The organism is Candidatus Desulforudis audaxviator MP104C (assembly GCF_000018425.1).
Lineage (GTDB): Bacteria > Bacillota > Desulfotomaculia > Desulfotomaculales > Desulforudaceae > Desulforudis > Desulforudis audaxviator.
In genome coordinates this window covers 1,794,576-1,810,076 of the sequence record NC_010424.1, presented here as the reverse complement: position 1 = coordinate 1,810,076, position 15,501 = coordinate 1,794,576, and the positions used below count along the sequence as shown (strand labels likewise).

The 15,501-nt window shown below is 58.5% G+C and carries 17 protein-coding genes; 10 read left to right on the top strand and 7 right to left on the bottom strand.

Annotation, left to right across the window (positions count from 1 at the left end; translation table 11 throughout):
- Positions 1-30 precede the first annotated feature (30 nt).
- Positions 31-675, bottom strand: a complete 645-nt coding sequence (locus tag DAUD_RS08685) for an NF038143 family protein (RefSeq protein ID WP_012302796.1) — start codon at positions 673-675, stop codon at positions 31-33.
- Positions 676-688: 13 nt separating this feature from the next.
- Positions 689-1,279 carry an NF038143 family protein gene (locus DAUD_RS08680; protein WP_041570909.1) on the bottom strand — a complete coding sequence of 197 codons (591 nt, stop codon included), beginning with the start codon at positions 1,277-1,279 and terminating at the stop codon, positions 689-691.
- A 215-nt stretch (positions 1,280-1,494) separates the two neighbouring features.
- Between DAUD_RS08680 and DAUD_RS12550 the strand changes: the two genes are divergently transcribed.
- The 6 genes from DAUD_RS12550 (at position 1,495) to DAUD_RS12120 (ending at position 7,067) form a co-directional block, all read left to right on the top strand.
- Positions 1,495-3,306, top strand: a complete 1,812-nt coding sequence (locus DAUD_RS12550) for a transglycosylase SLT domain-containing protein (protein ID WP_012302794.1) — start codon at positions 1,495-1,497, stop codon at positions 3,304-3,306.
- A gap of 188 nt (positions 3,307-3,494) precedes the next feature.
- Positions 3,495-3,650, top strand: a complete 156-nt coding sequence (locus tag DAUD_RS13255; protein WP_200858746.1) for a hypothetical protein — start codon at positions 3,495-3,497, stop codon at positions 3,648-3,650.
- Positions 3,651-3,764: 114 nt separating this feature from the next.
- Complete coding sequence (locus DAUD_RS11655) at positions 3,765-5,486, top strand: S-layer homology domain-containing protein (protein WP_012302793.1); 1,722 nt, start codon at positions 3,765-3,767, stop codon at positions 5,484-5,486.
- A 418-nt stretch (positions 5,487-5,904) separates the two neighbouring features.
- Complete coding sequence (locus DAUD_RS08665) at positions 5,905-6,153, top strand: hypothetical protein (protein WP_012302792.1); 249 nt, start codon at positions 5,905-5,907, stop codon at positions 6,151-6,153.
- 4 nt (positions 6,154-6,157) lie between these two features.
- Positions 6,158-6,661 carry a type II toxin-antitoxin system VapC family toxin gene (locus tag DAUD_RS11650; RefSeq protein WP_012302791.1) on the top strand — a complete coding sequence of 168 codons (504 nt, stop codon included), beginning with the start codon at positions 6,158-6,160 and terminating at the stop codon, positions 6,659-6,661.
- A gap of 208 nt (positions 6,662-6,869) precedes the next feature.
- Complete coding sequence (locus DAUD_RS12120) at positions 6,870-7,067, top strand: helix-turn-helix domain-containing protein (RefSeq protein ID WP_083756642.1); 198 nt, start codon at positions 6,870-6,872, stop codon at positions 7,065-7,067.
- A gap of 444 nt (positions 7,068-7,511) precedes the next feature.
- Here the strand turns inward: DAUD_RS12120 and DAUD_RS08655 are convergent, their stop codons facing one another.
- The 5 genes from DAUD_RS08655 to DAUD_RS08635 form a co-directional block, all read right to left on the bottom strand.
- Positions 7,512-8,945: a zinc ribbon domain-containing protein gene (locus DAUD_RS08655; RefSeq protein WP_041570908.1), complete on the bottom strand. Its 1,434-nt coding sequence runs from the start codon at positions 8,943-8,945 to the stop codon at positions 7,512-7,514.
- Positions 8,890-9,558 (bottom strand): IS607 family transposase, encoded by a 669-nt coding sequence (locus DAUD_RS08650; RefSeq protein ID WP_012302790.1) that lies wholly within the window; start codon positions 9,556-9,558, stop codon positions 8,890-8,892. Before DAUD_RS08650 ends, DAUD_RS08655 begins: the two co-directional genes overlap by 56 nt.
- A 121-nt stretch (positions 9,559-9,679) precedes the next feature.
- Positions 9,680-10,123: a type II toxin-antitoxin system VapC family toxin gene (locus DAUD_RS08645; RefSeq protein ID WP_012302789.1), complete on the bottom strand. Its 444-nt coding sequence runs from the start codon at positions 10,121-10,123 to the stop codon at positions 9,680-9,682.
- Between the two features lie 3 nt (positions 10,124-10,126).
- A complete protein-coding gene (locus DAUD_RS08640; RefSeq protein ID WP_012302788.1) occupies positions 10,127-10,405 on the bottom strand; it encodes an AbrB/MazE/SpoVT family DNA-binding domain-containing protein in 279 nt (92 codons plus the stop codon).
- A 474-nt stretch (positions 10,406-10,879) separates the two neighbouring features.
- Positions 10,880-11,722, bottom strand: coding sequence for an Rpn family recombination-promoting nuclease/putative transposase (locus DAUD_RS08635; RefSeq protein WP_012302787.1), 843 nt, complete (start codon positions 11,720-11,722; stop codon positions 10,880-10,882).
- 311 nt (positions 11,723-12,033) lie between these two features.
- On the opposite strand from DAUD_RS08635, the gene DAUD_RS11645 reads away from it, so the two are divergent.
- From DAUD_RS11645 to wbaP, 4 genes are all read left to right on the top strand, one after another.
- Positions 12,034-12,555 carry a MarR family winged helix-turn-helix transcriptional regulator gene (locus tag DAUD_RS11645; RefSeq protein ID WP_049752600.1) on the top strand — a complete coding sequence of 174 codons (522 nt, stop codon included), beginning with the start codon at positions 12,034-12,036 and terminating at the stop codon, positions 12,553-12,555.
- A gap of 14 nt (positions 12,556-12,569) precedes the next feature.
- Entirely contained in the window at positions 12,570-13,091 is a 522-nt protein-coding gene (gene nusG, locus DAUD_RS08630) for a transcription termination/antitermination protein NusG (RefSeq protein ID WP_012302785.1), read from the top strand.
- Between the two features lie 187 nt (positions 13,092-13,278).
- A complete protein-coding gene (locus DAUD_RS08625) occupies positions 13,279-13,464 on the top strand; it encodes a hypothetical protein (RefSeq protein WP_041570907.1) in 186 nt (61 codons plus the stop codon).
- Between the two features lie 445 nt (positions 13,465-13,909).
- Complete coding sequence (gene wbaP, locus DAUD_RS08620) at positions 13,910-15,484, top strand: undecaprenyl-phosphate galactose phosphotransferase WbaP (RefSeq protein ID WP_242647840.1); 1,575 nt, start codon at positions 13,910-13,912, stop codon at positions 15,482-15,484.
- The last annotated feature ends 17 nt before the right edge of the window (positions 15,485-15,501 follow it).

The following is a 15,501-nucleotide window of genomic DNA, read 5'->3' as shown; positions in this document are numbered from 1 at the left end:
TCGATTGAGCGAGCGATGTTCCTCCTTAAATTAAAGGTTTGACCCGTTAAAGAGCTTCTTTGTTTCTTCCTGTCTCAGAAGCTCGGTAGCTACCTCCATCTTCGACATGAATTCCAAGAAACCCTCGGTTTCTTTAAAGGCGTGCTTTGCGGCCTGGTTTACTTCCTTTTCCACCTGCTGGAGCTGCTTGAGGAATTGGCGGTAGCCGGCGCGGGTATAGGCTTTCTTCACCAGCGACTGATAACTGTCGCCGTCGGCCGTGAGCAGCCTGACATAATGATCAACGAGGAAAGCGACCTCCTTGAATTGCTTCCGGCGGATCTCCTTCACCAGCGCGGTATCGGAGCAACAGGTTGCCAGCGCTTCGTCTGCAGCAGAGCCTGCTTCCTCGTCGGGGCAACAGGTTGCCAGCGCTTCGTCTTTGGATACACCGTTCCTAGTTATCTGGAAGGCCGCATCGAGCGCCGCCTTTTTCGTAAACACGAACTCCTTACTGAATAGTTTCACACCGGCCTGGAACTTCTGGTAGCGGTGGATGTAGTAGATGAATACGATCGGGATCAAAAACATCCAGACCGATAACTCCGGTTTGTCCACAACTTTCCTGGCCACGGTCAGGGCGAACTGTTGTTCTCGGGCCAGGATCGCATCGTATTTTGCGTCCAAGGATGCCACTTTTCCACCCACCTTACTGCGGGAAAAAACCGCCGGTGTCTTTGGCCCTTAGGGTAGTAACCGCTCTTTGCTTGGCCGACATTTGCGCCTGCAGCCCGGCCGATTGACCCCTCATGGCTACAATCACCCGGTCGATTTCGCTTTCCGCGGCGGCGAGTCGGCGCAGGAAAGACTCGTATTCCGCCCGGGACCCATAAGCGTTTCTGACCAGGAAGGTGTGGTCCTTGCCCTCCGCCAGTAGCAGGCGGGAGTAGTGGGTGCAGAGCAAATCGGCCAAGGCCGCTTGTTTTTGGTGGAGCTCTTCCGAATAGAGGGCGTGGGAAGAGAGCCAATCCTTGATCGCCGCGCCTACTTCGGCCAAGCTCTCCTGTCGGTCCTGCCCCTCGACGATATCCCGGGCCGCGTCCAGGGCCAGTTTCCTGACAAACAGAAAGTCTTTGGAAAACCAACTCATTTCCCGTTTGGCGGCGAAAATCTCAAACAAGAACTTAAAGGGTACGAAATACTGCCAGAGAGGCCGGGGTTGGCCGGCCCTGATCTGGAGCGCCACGTTTTTGGCTAACTGTTCTTCATAGGCCAGGATGGCTGCGGGCTTCCCGGACATTGTGCATAAGGCCCCCCGTAAGTAAACTAGCTTCATTATGCCATGCAGGCCAGGTCCGGTCAAAATATCTTCCAAGACCGATAGGGACTTCGGCAGGGCCGGCCAAATTCCTGCGCATGACTTGACAGGAAACCTCACCTGCTTCGCGAAGAGGATGCGGGAAGAGACTTGACCAGGATAGAGCAAGGGGGGATCCTCCCCTGCGAGGAAAAGCAATGAGACGTACGGGCAGGTATGCACGAAGAACCTTCTTTCTGGTACTGGTCGGGGGTATGCTCGTGGCCGCCCTTGGCTTCGCCGCCGGGGGGATCGCCCTGGGGCCGCCGTCCCCGCGAGAGACGAAGCCGGGGGCGCCTGCCCAGAGGGAGTTTCTCGCCAGCGTGTCGGAGGAGCTGCACCACGTGCTTCTGCTGGAGAAGCTGCTGGAAAAATCCCCCCGGGAGAGTGAGGCGGGGCTTTTCGAGCTTTCCCGCCGGGCAGATGCCGTGGGGTATCTGGCCAACCTCGAACTGGCTCGCCGCTACCGGGAGGCAGGCCAAGACCCCTGGGCCTTCTATCACCGGGCCCTTTCCCTGCACGACTCGGCGCCGGTGCGCCGGGAATTGGCTTCCTGGCTGGAAGAGGCAGGACGCCAAGCGGAGGCGCGGGAACACTACCTCTTGCTCCTGCCGGACGAAAAGGCCCTGCAGGCGCTTTTGCGCCTTGAGCAGGATCTCCCGGCCCTGGCCGAGGAACTGCTGAAAAGAGAGCTCTGGACCGAGGCGGCCCGGGTCCTGGAGCCGCTGCTGGAGGGCCCCGAGGGCCCCCGGTTGGAGCGGCCCTACCTTAGGGCCCTGGTGGGGATGCAGCGGTACGGGGAGGCCCTGCCCCGCCTGGAAAGGTACTGGCGGGAAAACCCGGCCGATCTGGAGATGGGGTGGTGGTACGCCCGCTGTCTGGAAGTCGCCGGCCGGAGGGAAGCCGCCTTCGTGGTGTACGGTCGCCTGGGGGCAAAGGGCAGCTACCGCCGGGGGGTCATCCTGGAGCAGTGGGGGCGGCTGCCAGAGGCGGCCATCGCCTTCAGCTCGGCCCCGGAGGCCGACGGCCGGTGGCGGGGAGCGCGGCTCTGGGAACAGTTGGGCCGCCCTGATAAGGCCCTTCCCCTTTACGTGGCCCTGGGCCGCGAGCCGGGGCGCTTGCAGGACGACGCTGCCTTCCGGGCCTACGTTCTCCTGTCCAGGAAAGGAGACCCGCTAGCGGAAGACTTCCTGACCTACCTCACCACCCATCCGGCCTGGATGGACCGCCTGGGGAAGGAGCCCCGCTGGGTGGAGGAGGCGGCGCTGGGGGCGGCCATCCCAGCCTTCTTGAAGAGGGCTGAAGCCTACCGGCAGTCCGGCCGGGGGGAACTCGCCCAACTGGAGCTCCGGATCGGAGTCCGGCTGGCTTCCCTTCCGGAGAAGCTGGCCCTGGGAGAATGGTACCTGGAGGAGGGTCACTACTTCGCCGGGGTCGGGCTGGGGATAGAGGTGCTCGGGGAACACCCCTGTGCCCGGGCTTACCGGGTGGCCTATCCGCGGCCGTTCGCGGAACCGGTCTTAAAGGCCGCGGCCGACTATGGGCTCGATCCCCGCCTCCTGTGGGCCGTGATGCGGGAGGAAAGCCATTTTCGGCCCGGGGCCGTCTCCCGGGCGGGGGCGCGGGGGCTGATGCAGATCATGCCCGGTACGGGGGAATACATCGCCCGGCAGAAGGGAGTGGCCTTCGAAGTGGACGACCTGTTCGACCCGGAGACCAACATCCGCTTCGGGGCTTTTTACCTGGCGTCCATGCTGAAGTCGTTCAGGGGCGACCTCGACCGGGCGCTGGCCGCGTACAACGCCGGCCCGGGCAACGCCGGGCGCTGGAGCAGGTCGCCCCTGGGGCAGGACCCGCACGGCTTCCCCACGGCCGTCACTTTCGCGGAAACCCGGGAGTACATCACCAAGGTGAGGAATTCCTATCTCGCCTACCTGTGGCTTTACGGGGAAAGTGACAGCCGGCCCTGAGCCCGGAGACCAAAAACAGCTTCTTTCCCTTATATAAAAAATCCAGCAGCCAGGTTTGTGGTAAAATATAGGTGAACGCAACATAGCGGAGAGATGTACAGTGAAAGAGTTCCGAGAGGTACTAGATAACAACGGTTGGCGAGCCCTGGCCGGCTTTGCGGGATCCCCTCTGGCCGAGGAATTCTACCTTGCCGGCGGCACGGGTTTGGCCCTGCAGCTTGGTCATCGGAAATCCTTTGATGCCCGCGGCCGCCTATCTCTACGCGCTGCCCTACGAGTACCACGAGAAGTACGGCATCCGGCGGGCGCTACGGGTTCCATGGCGTTTCCCACTGCTTAAGTAATTAATTAATTGTACAGAATGGGTATGCTCAGTTGACGGACTATGGTATAATCTGCTCTAAGTGGGGTATTGTGCCCACACTTCCTATCCTGCCAGGGAAGGAGGTGAAAAGGTAATGGGCAAATTATATGCGAACCGGACACTGATGGGCAACATCGCCCTGGTGGTGTTCCTCGCGTTTCTGGTGACTCTTACCCTTGGAAGCTTTACTCCGGCGGCTGCCCAGTCAGGAGAACAGACACGCCAAATCACGGTTCTGGACAAAGACGGTCGATTCCAAACGGAGAGAGCCATCCTTAGGACCGACCAGGATAGAACGAAAGTCACCCTGACCATTCGGATTACGCCGTTGACCCAGGACGACTTCAGCAACATCTGGTTTGTGATCCGCGATGGGCAGAGGGTGCTCAAGACGGTTTACGCCTCCGACGCAACCTATTCCGAGGTCTACAGCGAGGTCTACGGTGCGGGCTATCAGTTTGTTTACGCCTGGGCGTACAGCTTCACCGGCTTACTGCCTCTCGAAGTCTCGCTTGTGGTTTACGAATCCGGTAAACAGCCCAAATCCATTGCTCTCACCATCGAGGCACCGCCACCTAGACCCGCTCCCGGCCCCGGTCCTGCTCCGGCTCCGGCGCCGGTGAAGCATGAAGTGGCCACCGGCACCGTCGAGGTCAAGGACGGCTTGGGCACTCTGACCGTCGACGCGGCCAAGGTCGAGAAAATGCTGGCCGATCCGGCCGTGAAGGCGGTCGTGTTCAGCATCCCGACCAACCTTGCCACCCAAGGCACCGTCGCCGTTTCGGCCGACCTCCTGGCCAGGGTGCTGGAGGGCAACCGGTCTGCCGTGGTGGAGATCGGCGGCGCCAAGCTGGCGATCCCGCCGGGCGCGCTTGATCTCAGCGCCTTCAAGGGTCAGAACGTCACGCTCAACCTGAGCGTCACCAAGGGCGAGTCCCCCGTACCGGCGGCCGCGGCTTACCGCATCGCCGGCGAGGTCTACCGCTTCAGCATTGAGGCGTACGCGGCCGGAGAGCGCAAGGGCGCGATCCGGAACTTCGACAAGCCGATCACGCTGACCCTGCCGTACGACCCGGCGAAACTGGCGGGCGCGCGCGAGGACGACCTCAGCCTGTTCCGGTACAACGAGACCGCCAAGAGATGGGATGCCGTGCCCGGTTCCACGGTCGACAAGCGGAACAAGACCGTTTCGGCGCCGCGCGACTCCCTCAGTCTGTACACCGTGATGGTCCGCGTGTTCACCCCGCCGCAGTTCACGGACATCAGCGGGCACTGGGCGGAACACGACATCAACCTGATGGCGGGCAAGGGCATTGCGGGCGGCTACCCGGACGGCACCTTCCGGCCGAACGCGAACGTCACTCGGGCGCAGTTTGCGGCCCTGCTGATCCGCACCCTCGGCATCACCGAGCAGGCGGCTAAGGGCGGCAGGTTCACGGATGTGGCGGCCAAAGCCTGGTACGCGGGCGCGGTGGAAACCGCGGCGGCGGCCGGCCTGGTGGGCGGCTACCCGGACGGCAGCTTTAAGCCGAACGCGAACATCACCCGCCAGGAGCTGGCGGCGATGGTGACGCGCGGACTGGCCTACCAGGGCAAGGACGTCAAGCTTAGCGCCGCCGAGGTGGAAGCCATCCTGGCGCGGTTCAGCGACGCCGCCAAGATCAGTCCCTGGGCCCGGAACGTAGCGGCGGTCGCGGCCGATCAGGGCATCGTCGGCGGTCGCACCGGAAATACGTTCGCCCCGCAGGAGAACGCCACCCGGGCGGAAGCCATCGTGATGCTCAAGCGCATGCTGGCGGCCACAGGCAAGCTGTAACGGCGCTTCAAATCAGATTCCGGCTATTGTTCCCCGGCAGGCGGGTGACTCCGCCTGCCGGATTTTTTGTCGTATTTTGTAAAGTCTCCTCGGGGGGGGGCATCAGGCCATTTGTGGATGTGATGAAACAAGCGAATAGACAAATGGTCGAGATAACTCCTTCTGCCTGGCGGGCTTTGGGCACACTGGCCGAGGCGCTGAACGAACCCGCATCCGGTTGATCCCGATAGTAATGAGTACGCTTGCCTGCTTCCCATTGAATCAAGAGAAGCGGAAAGTTAAAATAGTACTTAATGAAGCGTACCAATGAGTACGTCTTAATTGTACAGAAATGAAGGCGTGATCGGTGCGAACGACAAAATCAAAGAAAAGGTCGGAGGAAAAGGAGTTTAGCGGAGCGACCAAAACCAGGTGGATTTTGAAGCTGAATCCCAAAGGCCAGGCCACCATACCCGTCGAGGTGCGCCGGATGCTGGGTGCCGACAGCGAGTGCCGGGAGTTGGAGTTGCGGGCGACAGAGGGTGGGTTCCAGCTCCTGCCGCATAAACCGCCCCTTCCCCTCAAGCGGTATATCGGTTATTGCGCCGAAGAACTGGCGGACGTGGATGACCCCGTAGCCTTCCTGCGGGAGCTTCGGGGTCGTCCGGCCGATACGGCGGAAGAGTAGCCTTATGCAAACGGCGGTTGACACTAACCTGCTGAGCGTCCTTCTCCGGGGAAAACCCGCGAATCAAGCGCAACTGGTTGCGGAGGTGCTGATAGAGCACGACCGGCGAGGACGCCTGGTTATTTGCCCGGCGGTCTGGGCGGAGCTGCGGGTATTGATTAGCGAGCAAAAGCTCAATTCGTTCCTTAAAGACAACCGGATCGCGGTTGATTGGGAACTAACACCGGCGGTGTGGGCTGCAGCAGCAGAAGCTTTTGCCCGCTATCTCCAAAGGCGGCGGCAAAGCGGCTCGCTTTATTATTGCAGCGCCTGCGGCATGGAAATCAGTGTAAGCTGTCCGCAATGCGGCAGGATTCAAGGTTTTCCCCGGCATATTTTGTCTGACTTCCTGATCGGGGCCCACGCCCTGCACCGGGCGAACCTGCTCCTTACGGCGGATGAGGGAATTCTGCAAAGATACTTTCCCGCCCTGAAAGTCGCCAACCCGCTGGAACCGGTCCGGGGATGAAAATAGAAAAACCCTGCCACTTGAGGAAACTATTCCTGCCGCCGGCGAAGCGATCTCAAATAGAGATTGAAGATGTCACCGGGAACATAATTACAAACCGCCGCGGGAAGGCCTGCCTCCTTCAGGGGGCGGGATGAAAGCGGCTGTTTGCCAGAAACATTGGTTTGTGGCACAATATGGTTAGAAACCAACAAGGGCAGGAAACTGCATGCGCGTCATCCGGGGATACAAGTTCAAACTAAAAACCACGCCAGAACTGCAACGGGCCTTCGCTACCATGGCCGGACACGCCCGCTTTGTATGGAATAAAGCCCTGCGGTTGAATTTGGATCGGCTGGAGCGCCAAGGTGGTCTTTCATCAGCCGGCGGTTCTGTTTCATTTTTGTTATCAACTTCTATCAGGTAGTGATAAAAGTGACAGCAAAGCAGTTCACGCTCTCCGAGAGGCTGGCTTTGAACCCGGCTTTCCGGCTGACGGGAAAGCGAAGCTGAGCGTCTGGAGTCCCACCCGAAACAGTGTGCCCTCACCAAAGTACCCATTACGGCATACCCCAGTTCAGGTTTCCAAACGGCGGGGTGGTGTTAACGTCTAAAGGCCTCCCTCTCCGAAGAGCAGGGTGCCCAAAGGCTCCCACCGGAAGGGCAGGGACGGTTTTGGCCGGCCAAAATGCCGCTTGAACCAAACATTTCAGACCTGGCTACCCGACAGTGCTCAGTCCCTCGAAAGGAACCTCATTGTTAAAGCCCGCTTCACATGCACCACTGCCAGCCGGTGCACGTTCCGCCAGGGCTTTCTCCCGACCGGGCCAGTCGCTGCCCTTTCCCAGGAACATCCCGGGAAAATGAAAGGTTAATTGGCTTGCTGTTTCTGATAATAACGCCGGAGCAAAACCCCTTTTACTTTCTCATGTGGCGTATACCGGCTTATCTCTGCGTCGCGCAGCCTCCTTTTCAGGTTCATGGCCGCCACGTGGTCGACATCAGCATCAAAACCGCACTTTCGGCACTTGAAATTATCCCCACTGCGATTCTTTGTGTCCAACCAGCCGCACATTGGGCACGTCTGACTGGAATAGGCCGCGTTTTGCGGGCCGGGGTCGACGACAGAGTAGATATAGTTTCTGTATCCCAACCTTTCTTTAATGATGCTGCGCTGCCAGTTGCCCACCTTGCGGGAGAGGCCCTTGCTTTTGGCCTTGCCGCGCAGGTGGGCAAGGTCTTCGTAGGCAATGATTTTTGGTCTGCGTTCTCTGTAGAATTCGTTGAAGGCCCGGTTGATTTCGTTTTCGCACCTGGTTCGGTATTTTTTGTTCCTTTTGGCTTGCTTAATAAGACCCAGGTTGTGTTTCAAGATGCGCCGGGCCTTGCCTGGGTCCTGTTCGAGGAATTTTCGGCGCAGCACCCAGAGCTTTTGGCGCTTTTTGCTCTTGTCCAGGATGTGGTCGGACATTTCCTGCAGGGCCTCGCCGTATTCGGGCCGGTATTTTCTACCCGTATCGTCGGTGAAAACTTCAGTCACGCCCAGGTCGATGCCCGCTTCCCCTTCGCCGGGCGGGTAAGTCCGCGGCTCCCTGGTCAGGTGGATTTCCACGCAGTTTTCCTCAGGAATCAGGACCACCCGCAGGTTGCCCTCCATGGCGTGCACGCCGGCCAGCGGGATGATCACCCTCTCGCCGGGAGTGAGAGTAGCTACAGCAATGTACTGCCGGTTGCCTGCAGCAAACACCCGGTACATCTGCTGGTCTACCACGAAGCCGCGGGCTTTCTTGACCCGGGGCTTTCTGCCCAGGACACGCCGGAAGGTGCGCTTTAAGTACTTTCTCACTTTGGCGCAGCCTTTCGCGTCCAGCTTTATCTCTTCGTTGATTACGTCTTCACCGGTGAAGATGGCCTGAAGGCGCTTCCAGTCGCGGCCGTACTTTTCATGCTTGTACAGCAGCCAGAAGGCGTAGTGCTTTTCTTCGTCGGTCAACCCTTCATGGCGGTAAAGGCGTTCTTTGACCCCGACAACAGCGGCTTCCCACTGCCTCCCCAGGGTGAAAAGGGCGTCGTCTAAGACCAGCTTCCACTGCCGGGCCTGCAGGCCGAAGGGGCTAGCGAAACCGGCGGAGACCAATTCGTCCCGGAGCCTGCGCTTTTCGCCAAGGTAATGCAGGTATTTTACGTGCCCGTATTTAACCAGGAAGGCGTCCTTCTGGGAAGCGCAAGCTTCGGCCGTTTTGGCAATTTCAGACCATTTCTTTTTGTTCAGCGGCAGGCTCTTTTGTTTTACCGTCTGCTGCACCGGAGAGCGCCTCCCTTACTGTTTTAGTTAATTTTCTGGCCCTGTATGTCCTCTGACCGTAAAGTTTAGCCGCAAAGTGCTGGACGATGCTGATTAAATCTTCAGTTAACTCCTGCGCCGGGGACATGTCTTCGGCTTTGTTGACGACCAGGATTTCGCAACCGAATTTGGCAAACAGGTCTTCAAAGAATTCGAAGCCGAATCGTACCAGGCGGTCCTTATGAGCAACGATAACGGTTTTGACTTCTCCCCGGGTAACCAGGCCGCACAGCTTCAGGAAATTCTTGCGCTTGTAATTGAGGGCGGAACCCACATCCGTAAGTATTTCGTCCACGGTCAGTCCTTTCCCGGCAGCGAAGTCTTTCAAGTACTTCAGCTGGTTTTCCAGGTCCGGCTTCTGGCCGGCTGAGGACGCCCGAGCGTATAAGATGATTTTCTCCGGTTCCTGGCGGCCCTTTATGCCCAGCGCCCGGTAGAACATTTCCTCGGTATACCTTCGTTTGTTAGTTGGTGTACGGAGAGCGACCAGTTTGCCTTCTTTATCCCAGGTGCGGAGGGTGGTTACGCTGACACCAAGTTTTTCGGCAAATTCGCTGACTGTGTAAAGCTTCATAAAAACACCACCTGGTATCAGTTTATATCAGGTGGTTTTGGTTGGCAATACCTTTTTGGGATTTTTAATAGAAGGAAAGAAGCTGTTTTCTACCTCCCGGCGCACCGTTATTAAGTTATTTTCAGTGCGCGGGTTCGAGAACGGGCAGCCCGTATTCCCCGGCCAGGCGCGACAGTTTTTGGTCAGCGCAAACAAAAACCGGTTTTTCGGGCAGGGACAGGGCGGAAGCGAGCTGAATGGCGTCCAGCGGCGTGACATATTGCCGGGAAAGTATCTCCAGGCTGTGCAAGAGGATGTCCGGGGTCAGTTCGACAAGTTCCAGGAGTCCGTCCCCGATATCACCCAGGAACGTGGCTTTCAGAGCCATAAATTCCTCTTCTGTAAGCACTTCGTCCACGTCAACCAGCCGGCGCAGATTGGAGATCACTTCCGGAAGAGTAACTGTAGAGATGAAGAGGAGGGGTTCTTTCTCAGAATCAAACAACCGGTTGACGGCCTCGGAACCTGTTTCGATGATATAGCGCTTGAAGAGGACGCTGGTGTCGAGAAAGTAGCCTTGTGTCATCGGTTATTCCTGCTCCCGCAAAGTGCGCACCCGTTCCGAGAGTGGAAAAGGCAACCGGGCGAGGATGTTCCTGGCTTCATCCAAACCAATCCGCGCGGTGGAATGACTCCGGCAATAGTCGGTAAGTAAATCCTTACCGGTTTTCCGGGGCAAGTGCCGGAATACCAGTTCATTTCCCCGGAGGGAAGCTTCCAGGTAGTCCCCCTCGCGTACGCCGAGCTTATCCCGCAGACTTTTCGGCAACGTGATCTGCCCCTTGGCGGTAATCTTGACTCTTTCCATCAAACGGAACCTCCTAAGTAATGCTCTCCTTACTCCTTACTCCTTACTATTATATATTATCCGGAATGTGCGGGTCAAGGTCCAAACGATGCCCGTGCGCGCCAAGACTTAGTAGGCGACCTGGGGAGATAACCCCGAAATTCCCTAACTGCTTTTCTCCAACGTAATACCGCGCTTTCCAAGGTAAGCGTCCAGGGCCTGGTCATTGGGAAAGTGTTTCTCAACCATATTTTGGTGCTGCTAGGATAAAACTATTCAATAGAAGCGCGTAGCGCTTTCCGAGAGGTTGCTGGGTTTCCGGCCGGATACGCCGATCCGGGAGGGGTTGGCGCGGTTTGTGGCGCGGCTGACGGCGCAGCGTTTATTTGATGCGCAAAGACTTGGTTTTATTTTGGTGATTGTGGAAAGGCTCCCCTGAAGGTTTATTTCCAGGGGAGCCCGGGTTTGCCGGCCCCTCCACCGGCCGGGCGGGGGTTATTGTTGCAGCTCTTTTTGCATTTCCAGCAGTTCTTCTTTGTCCAGGCCGGTGATTTTCATTACATCTTCCAAGGTAAACCCTTCTTTCAAGGCCGTCAAAGCGACTTCCTTCTTGCCTTCTTTGATACCTTCTTTGATGCCTTCTTTGATACCTTCTTTGATGCCTTCTTTGATACCTTCTTCTCTACCTTTCTCGTGATAAGACGTGGTGATTTCCATGTAATACTTCACCTCCTCGGGTTTGAGTTCGCGGGGCAGGCGTTGCCGGTATTCTTCCTCTTCCGCTTCGTTCAGCTTCAGGTAAGTTTCAAAAAAAGCGGTCAGCAGGGTGTTCCGGGCCAGGTCCAGCCGCATGTTGGCCAGCATCCGGGTGAATTCGATTTTCACATTTACTCTTTCCGCTTCGCGGTAGTTCATCTTGCTCATCAGGGCGGCGGCCACCGGGTTATTGCTCCGGAGGTACTTCCGCCAGGGTTCTTTTCTCAGTTGCACTTTGAGGAAGCGGAATTCCAGTACATCCAGGAAGGAGAAGCTGATTCGGAAGCAGTCTTCTTCATCCACTGCCGCGTCATGGGCGTATACGACGATGGGCAGGATTTTTTGCTGGTGCTTTTCATAGAGCCGGGCAAAGTATTTGAACATTTTCCGGTTGTAGTCCGGTAGCCGCTGGGATTGGTTTTCCACGTGGATCAGGATCAGGCCTGCTTCATCTTTGAGGCGGGTTTCCACCAGGATGTCCACCACGTGCTTTTCCTTGTCCAGGACGTCGGTAATGACTTCCTGTCTATATTTTACACAGGGTTTGAGCCGACGGCAATGGGGTTTCGGCGGTGTGTTCAAGAGCGTCCAGGAGGCAGTTCAGAAAGGGTAGGCTCAGGAAACATCCTGCCGACCGGATAGAAAACCTCGAATAGAATTGTGTTGACTGTACCTGATAGTAGAGCCGAACTTGTCGGCATACTCTTCGCCCTGGCGGGGATTCACTCAGACTTCGGCTTAAGGTGTTTGGTGACCCACCTCCGGGTTGCCCCCCACTGCCCCACAATTTTCCTGCCTAATACCCAAATTGCCAGAAAATTAGCCACCTGTTGACAAGCCTTCCAGAATCAGCTATAGTTGTTCATAGATTGAATGATTGGTTGGCATGATTAGTGCACAGCGAGCATCAGATCTTAAACCACCTTTCCCGGCACCACCGCACGTCGCAGCGCCAGATCGCCACGGGGACGGGGCTTTCCGTGGGCATGGTCAACCTGCTCCTGCGCCGGATGGTCCGCAAGAGCTTGGTCAAACTGGAGCGGATCAACGGCCGGACGCTGCGCTACATCGTCACGCCCAAGGGGATGGCCGAAAAAACCAAGGCGGCCTGTCACTACCTCCGGCAGTCTTACCAGCAGATTCTGAAGATCAGCCGGGCCCTCGAGATGGTGGTCGCCGGGGAAACGGCCCGGCACGGCCGGAAGCCCCAGGTGGTCTTCTACGGCCCCGCCGACGAAATCCTGGAGATCCTGAAAATCGCCGCGGGCCAGCTCGGCCTGGACTACCGGGTGGCGGCGGCGCCGTCCGCCCTGAACGAGCTGCCGGCGGAGCACCTCCTGGTGATCACCTGGACCACCGAAGAAACGGCGGAGCCGCCCGGGGTGCCCACCGTGAACATCCTGGAAGCCGTATAGAAAAGGGAGGGCCTATGGCGTTGCAGTGGTGCGCCGTTAACACCAAACCCAAGAAAGAGGATTTCGCCGCCCGGCAGCTGGAGGCCAAGGGTCTGGAGGTTTTTTTGCCCCGGATCTCGGTCACCCGCAAGCGGGGCGCGTCCAAGTTCAGCCTGTGGGAACCCCTGTTTCCGGGGTATCTCTTTGTGAAGTTGCTCCCGGAACCGGTTCAGGTCCAGCGGGTGAACTGGACGCCGGGGGTCAGGCGCCTGCTTTGCGCCGGGGACACCCCGGTGCCGGTGCCCGACGAGGCCATTGCCCTCATCCGCCAGCGGGTCGGCCCCGGGGGCCGCCTGACGCCCAAGCCGCAAGCGGAGTTTCCGGCCGGCAGCCGGGTGGCCGTGCGTCACGGCCCGTTCGCCGGCCTTCTGGGCGTGGTGGAAAAGCCCATGTCCGGGCGGGGCCGGGTACGGGTGCTGCTGGAGCTCCTGCAGCGCCAGACGGCGGTTGAGATTGACGCCGTCGACCTGGACCGGCTGGGCTGGGCGGGCGCCTAGCCGCCCGGCTCCGGTGTCAGGTCAGGCGCCCCGGGTTTGTTAATCGACTGAATGAATAATGACTAGAAACATAAACATAAACCGCCCCAGGGGGATCGTTTTTGTCAGAAAAAGGGATCTTCCCCGGCGGAGCTATGTCCCTAAAGCCTTCCAAATGATTTGTCGAATTGCAAAGGGGGTAAGAACCATGGATGCGATGAAAGAAGCAGTGATTGAAGCAATAAGGCGGCTTCCAGAAGGATGTTCCAGCGAAGAAATGATGTATCAGATATACTTTGTTTCACAAGTAATGGAAGGTTTGAACGATGCTGAGCAGGGTCGGGTTTTATCCAGCCAAGAAGTATTAGAACGCATAGAAAAATGGTCGAAATAAGATGGCCTGAAAAAGCGGTTACTAATTTGCGAGGTATATACGAGGGAATCAATTTTTTGAAGTTTTTGAGGTCTGACCCCGCCTTGACCCCGCCTTTGCCTGGTAATGCTGGCATACGGTTTTCTCGTTAATGGAATCAAAATCCCCGGCAGGAGGGCTTTCCTGCCGGAGATTTACATTTTAGGGTATCACTATGAAAAAAGCCGGTCACAAAAGCAGGAGTTTTCCCGCAGGGTATCGAACTGAGACAAAGGTCCTGGAAAAATAGGACTTTGGCACCAGACAAAACCTCCGCAGCCGGGTTGGTGCCAAGACAGTTCTAAAGTTCCAGACAAACCAATCCAAATGTGCTTTCGCACGTCGGCAGCACCTTTGGGTTGTTCATCATCATCAGGGGATCTGCCCACTTTTGGCGGAGAAGTTTTTGACGGACGGGTGGATGTAATTGGCGCTTCCGGAAAGCAAGGCCGCAGCGGCGGCCGGAATGCCCGCGGCTGAAAAGTCGGCCGGCCCGGCCCCGGATGTCTCTAAAGGCGTCGTCCAAGGCTTCGCCGACCCACTCCCCCGGCCGCTGAAGCACCAGCTGCGGCGGGCCATGGAGGTGACCTCGCTTGTGGCGGTGGACCTGGCCGCCCTGGCCGCCGCCTTCGCCTTGGCCTACCTGCTCCGGGCGGCGGTGCTGCCGCAACTGTTTGCCGCCTTCCCCCCGATCCTGCCGCCGCACCTGGCGGAGCGGCTGTGGTGGCTGCCCCTGGTGGTGCTGGGCTGCCTGGCTTACGAAGGCCTTTATGTGAAGCGGCACTCCTTCTGGCGCGAGGTCGGCCATATGGTCAAGGCCGTCACCCTGGCCTACCTGGTGGTCCTGGCGGTGGTTACCGTGACGAAAACCGGCGGCGAGGTGTCCCGCACTTTCGTCGTGCTGTCCTGGCTCTTCACCCTGTTCCTTCTGCCGGCCTTCCGCTACGCCGGCAAAAACGCCTTGGCCCGGGCCGGGATTTGGCGTCAACGGGTGCTGGTACTTGGCGCCGGCCAGACCGGTGAACTGGTGGTGCGGGTCCTGGGCCGCGATCCCTACCTGGGCTACCAGGTGGAGGGGGTCCTTGATGACGACCCGCAGAAAAAACACAAGATCTTTACCGTCAACGGCAAAACCGCGGTACGGGTCCTTGGCGGCTTCCGGGACTCGGACCGGGTGATGGCCGCCACCGGCGTGCGCAACCTGATCGTGGCCGCCCCCGGCCTGTCCGGCCCCGTGCTGGTGGGCCTGGTGAACCGCCTGCAGAAAGCGTGCGAGTCCGTCACGGTGGTGCCCGACCTTTTCGGCCTGCCCGTGATGGGGGTGGAGGCGAACTACTTCTTCGACGACCGTTTTTTGGTCCTGCAACTGAAGAACAACCTGGCCAGCCGCGCCAATATCTTCTTGAAGCGCGCCTTCGACCTGGTCGTCGGCAGCCTGGTCCTGGCCCTGTTCCTGCCGCTCATGGCGCTGATCGCCCTGGCGGTGAAGTTGGACTCCCCCGGCCCGGTCATCTTCGCCCACAAAAGAATCGGCCGGGGCGGGAGGGAGTTCAGGTGTTACAAGTTCCGGACGATGGTGGCGAACGCCTGGGAAGAGCTGGATAGGCTTTTAAAGGAAAACCCTGACCTGCACGCCGAGTGGGAGCGCGACTTCAAGCTGAAGAACGACCCCCGGATCACCAGGGTGGGAAGGTTCCTGCGGAGGACAGGCCTGGATGAGCTGCCGCAAATTTTCAACGTCCTTAAAGGCGAAATGAGCTTGGTCGGCCCGCGGCCCATTGTGAAGAAAGAAGTTTTGCGCTTCGGGCCGTACATAGACGACTTTTACCTGGTGCGCCCCGGCATCACCGGCCTCTGGCAGGTAAGCGGGCGCAACGACATCGACTACGGGGACCGTATCCGCCTCGAATCCTGGTACGTCCGTAACTGGTCCCTGTGGCTGGATCTCACCATCCTTATCCGCACCGTGGCCGTGGTGCTGGCCCGCCGGGGGGCGTATTGAGGAGCAATAAAATAACA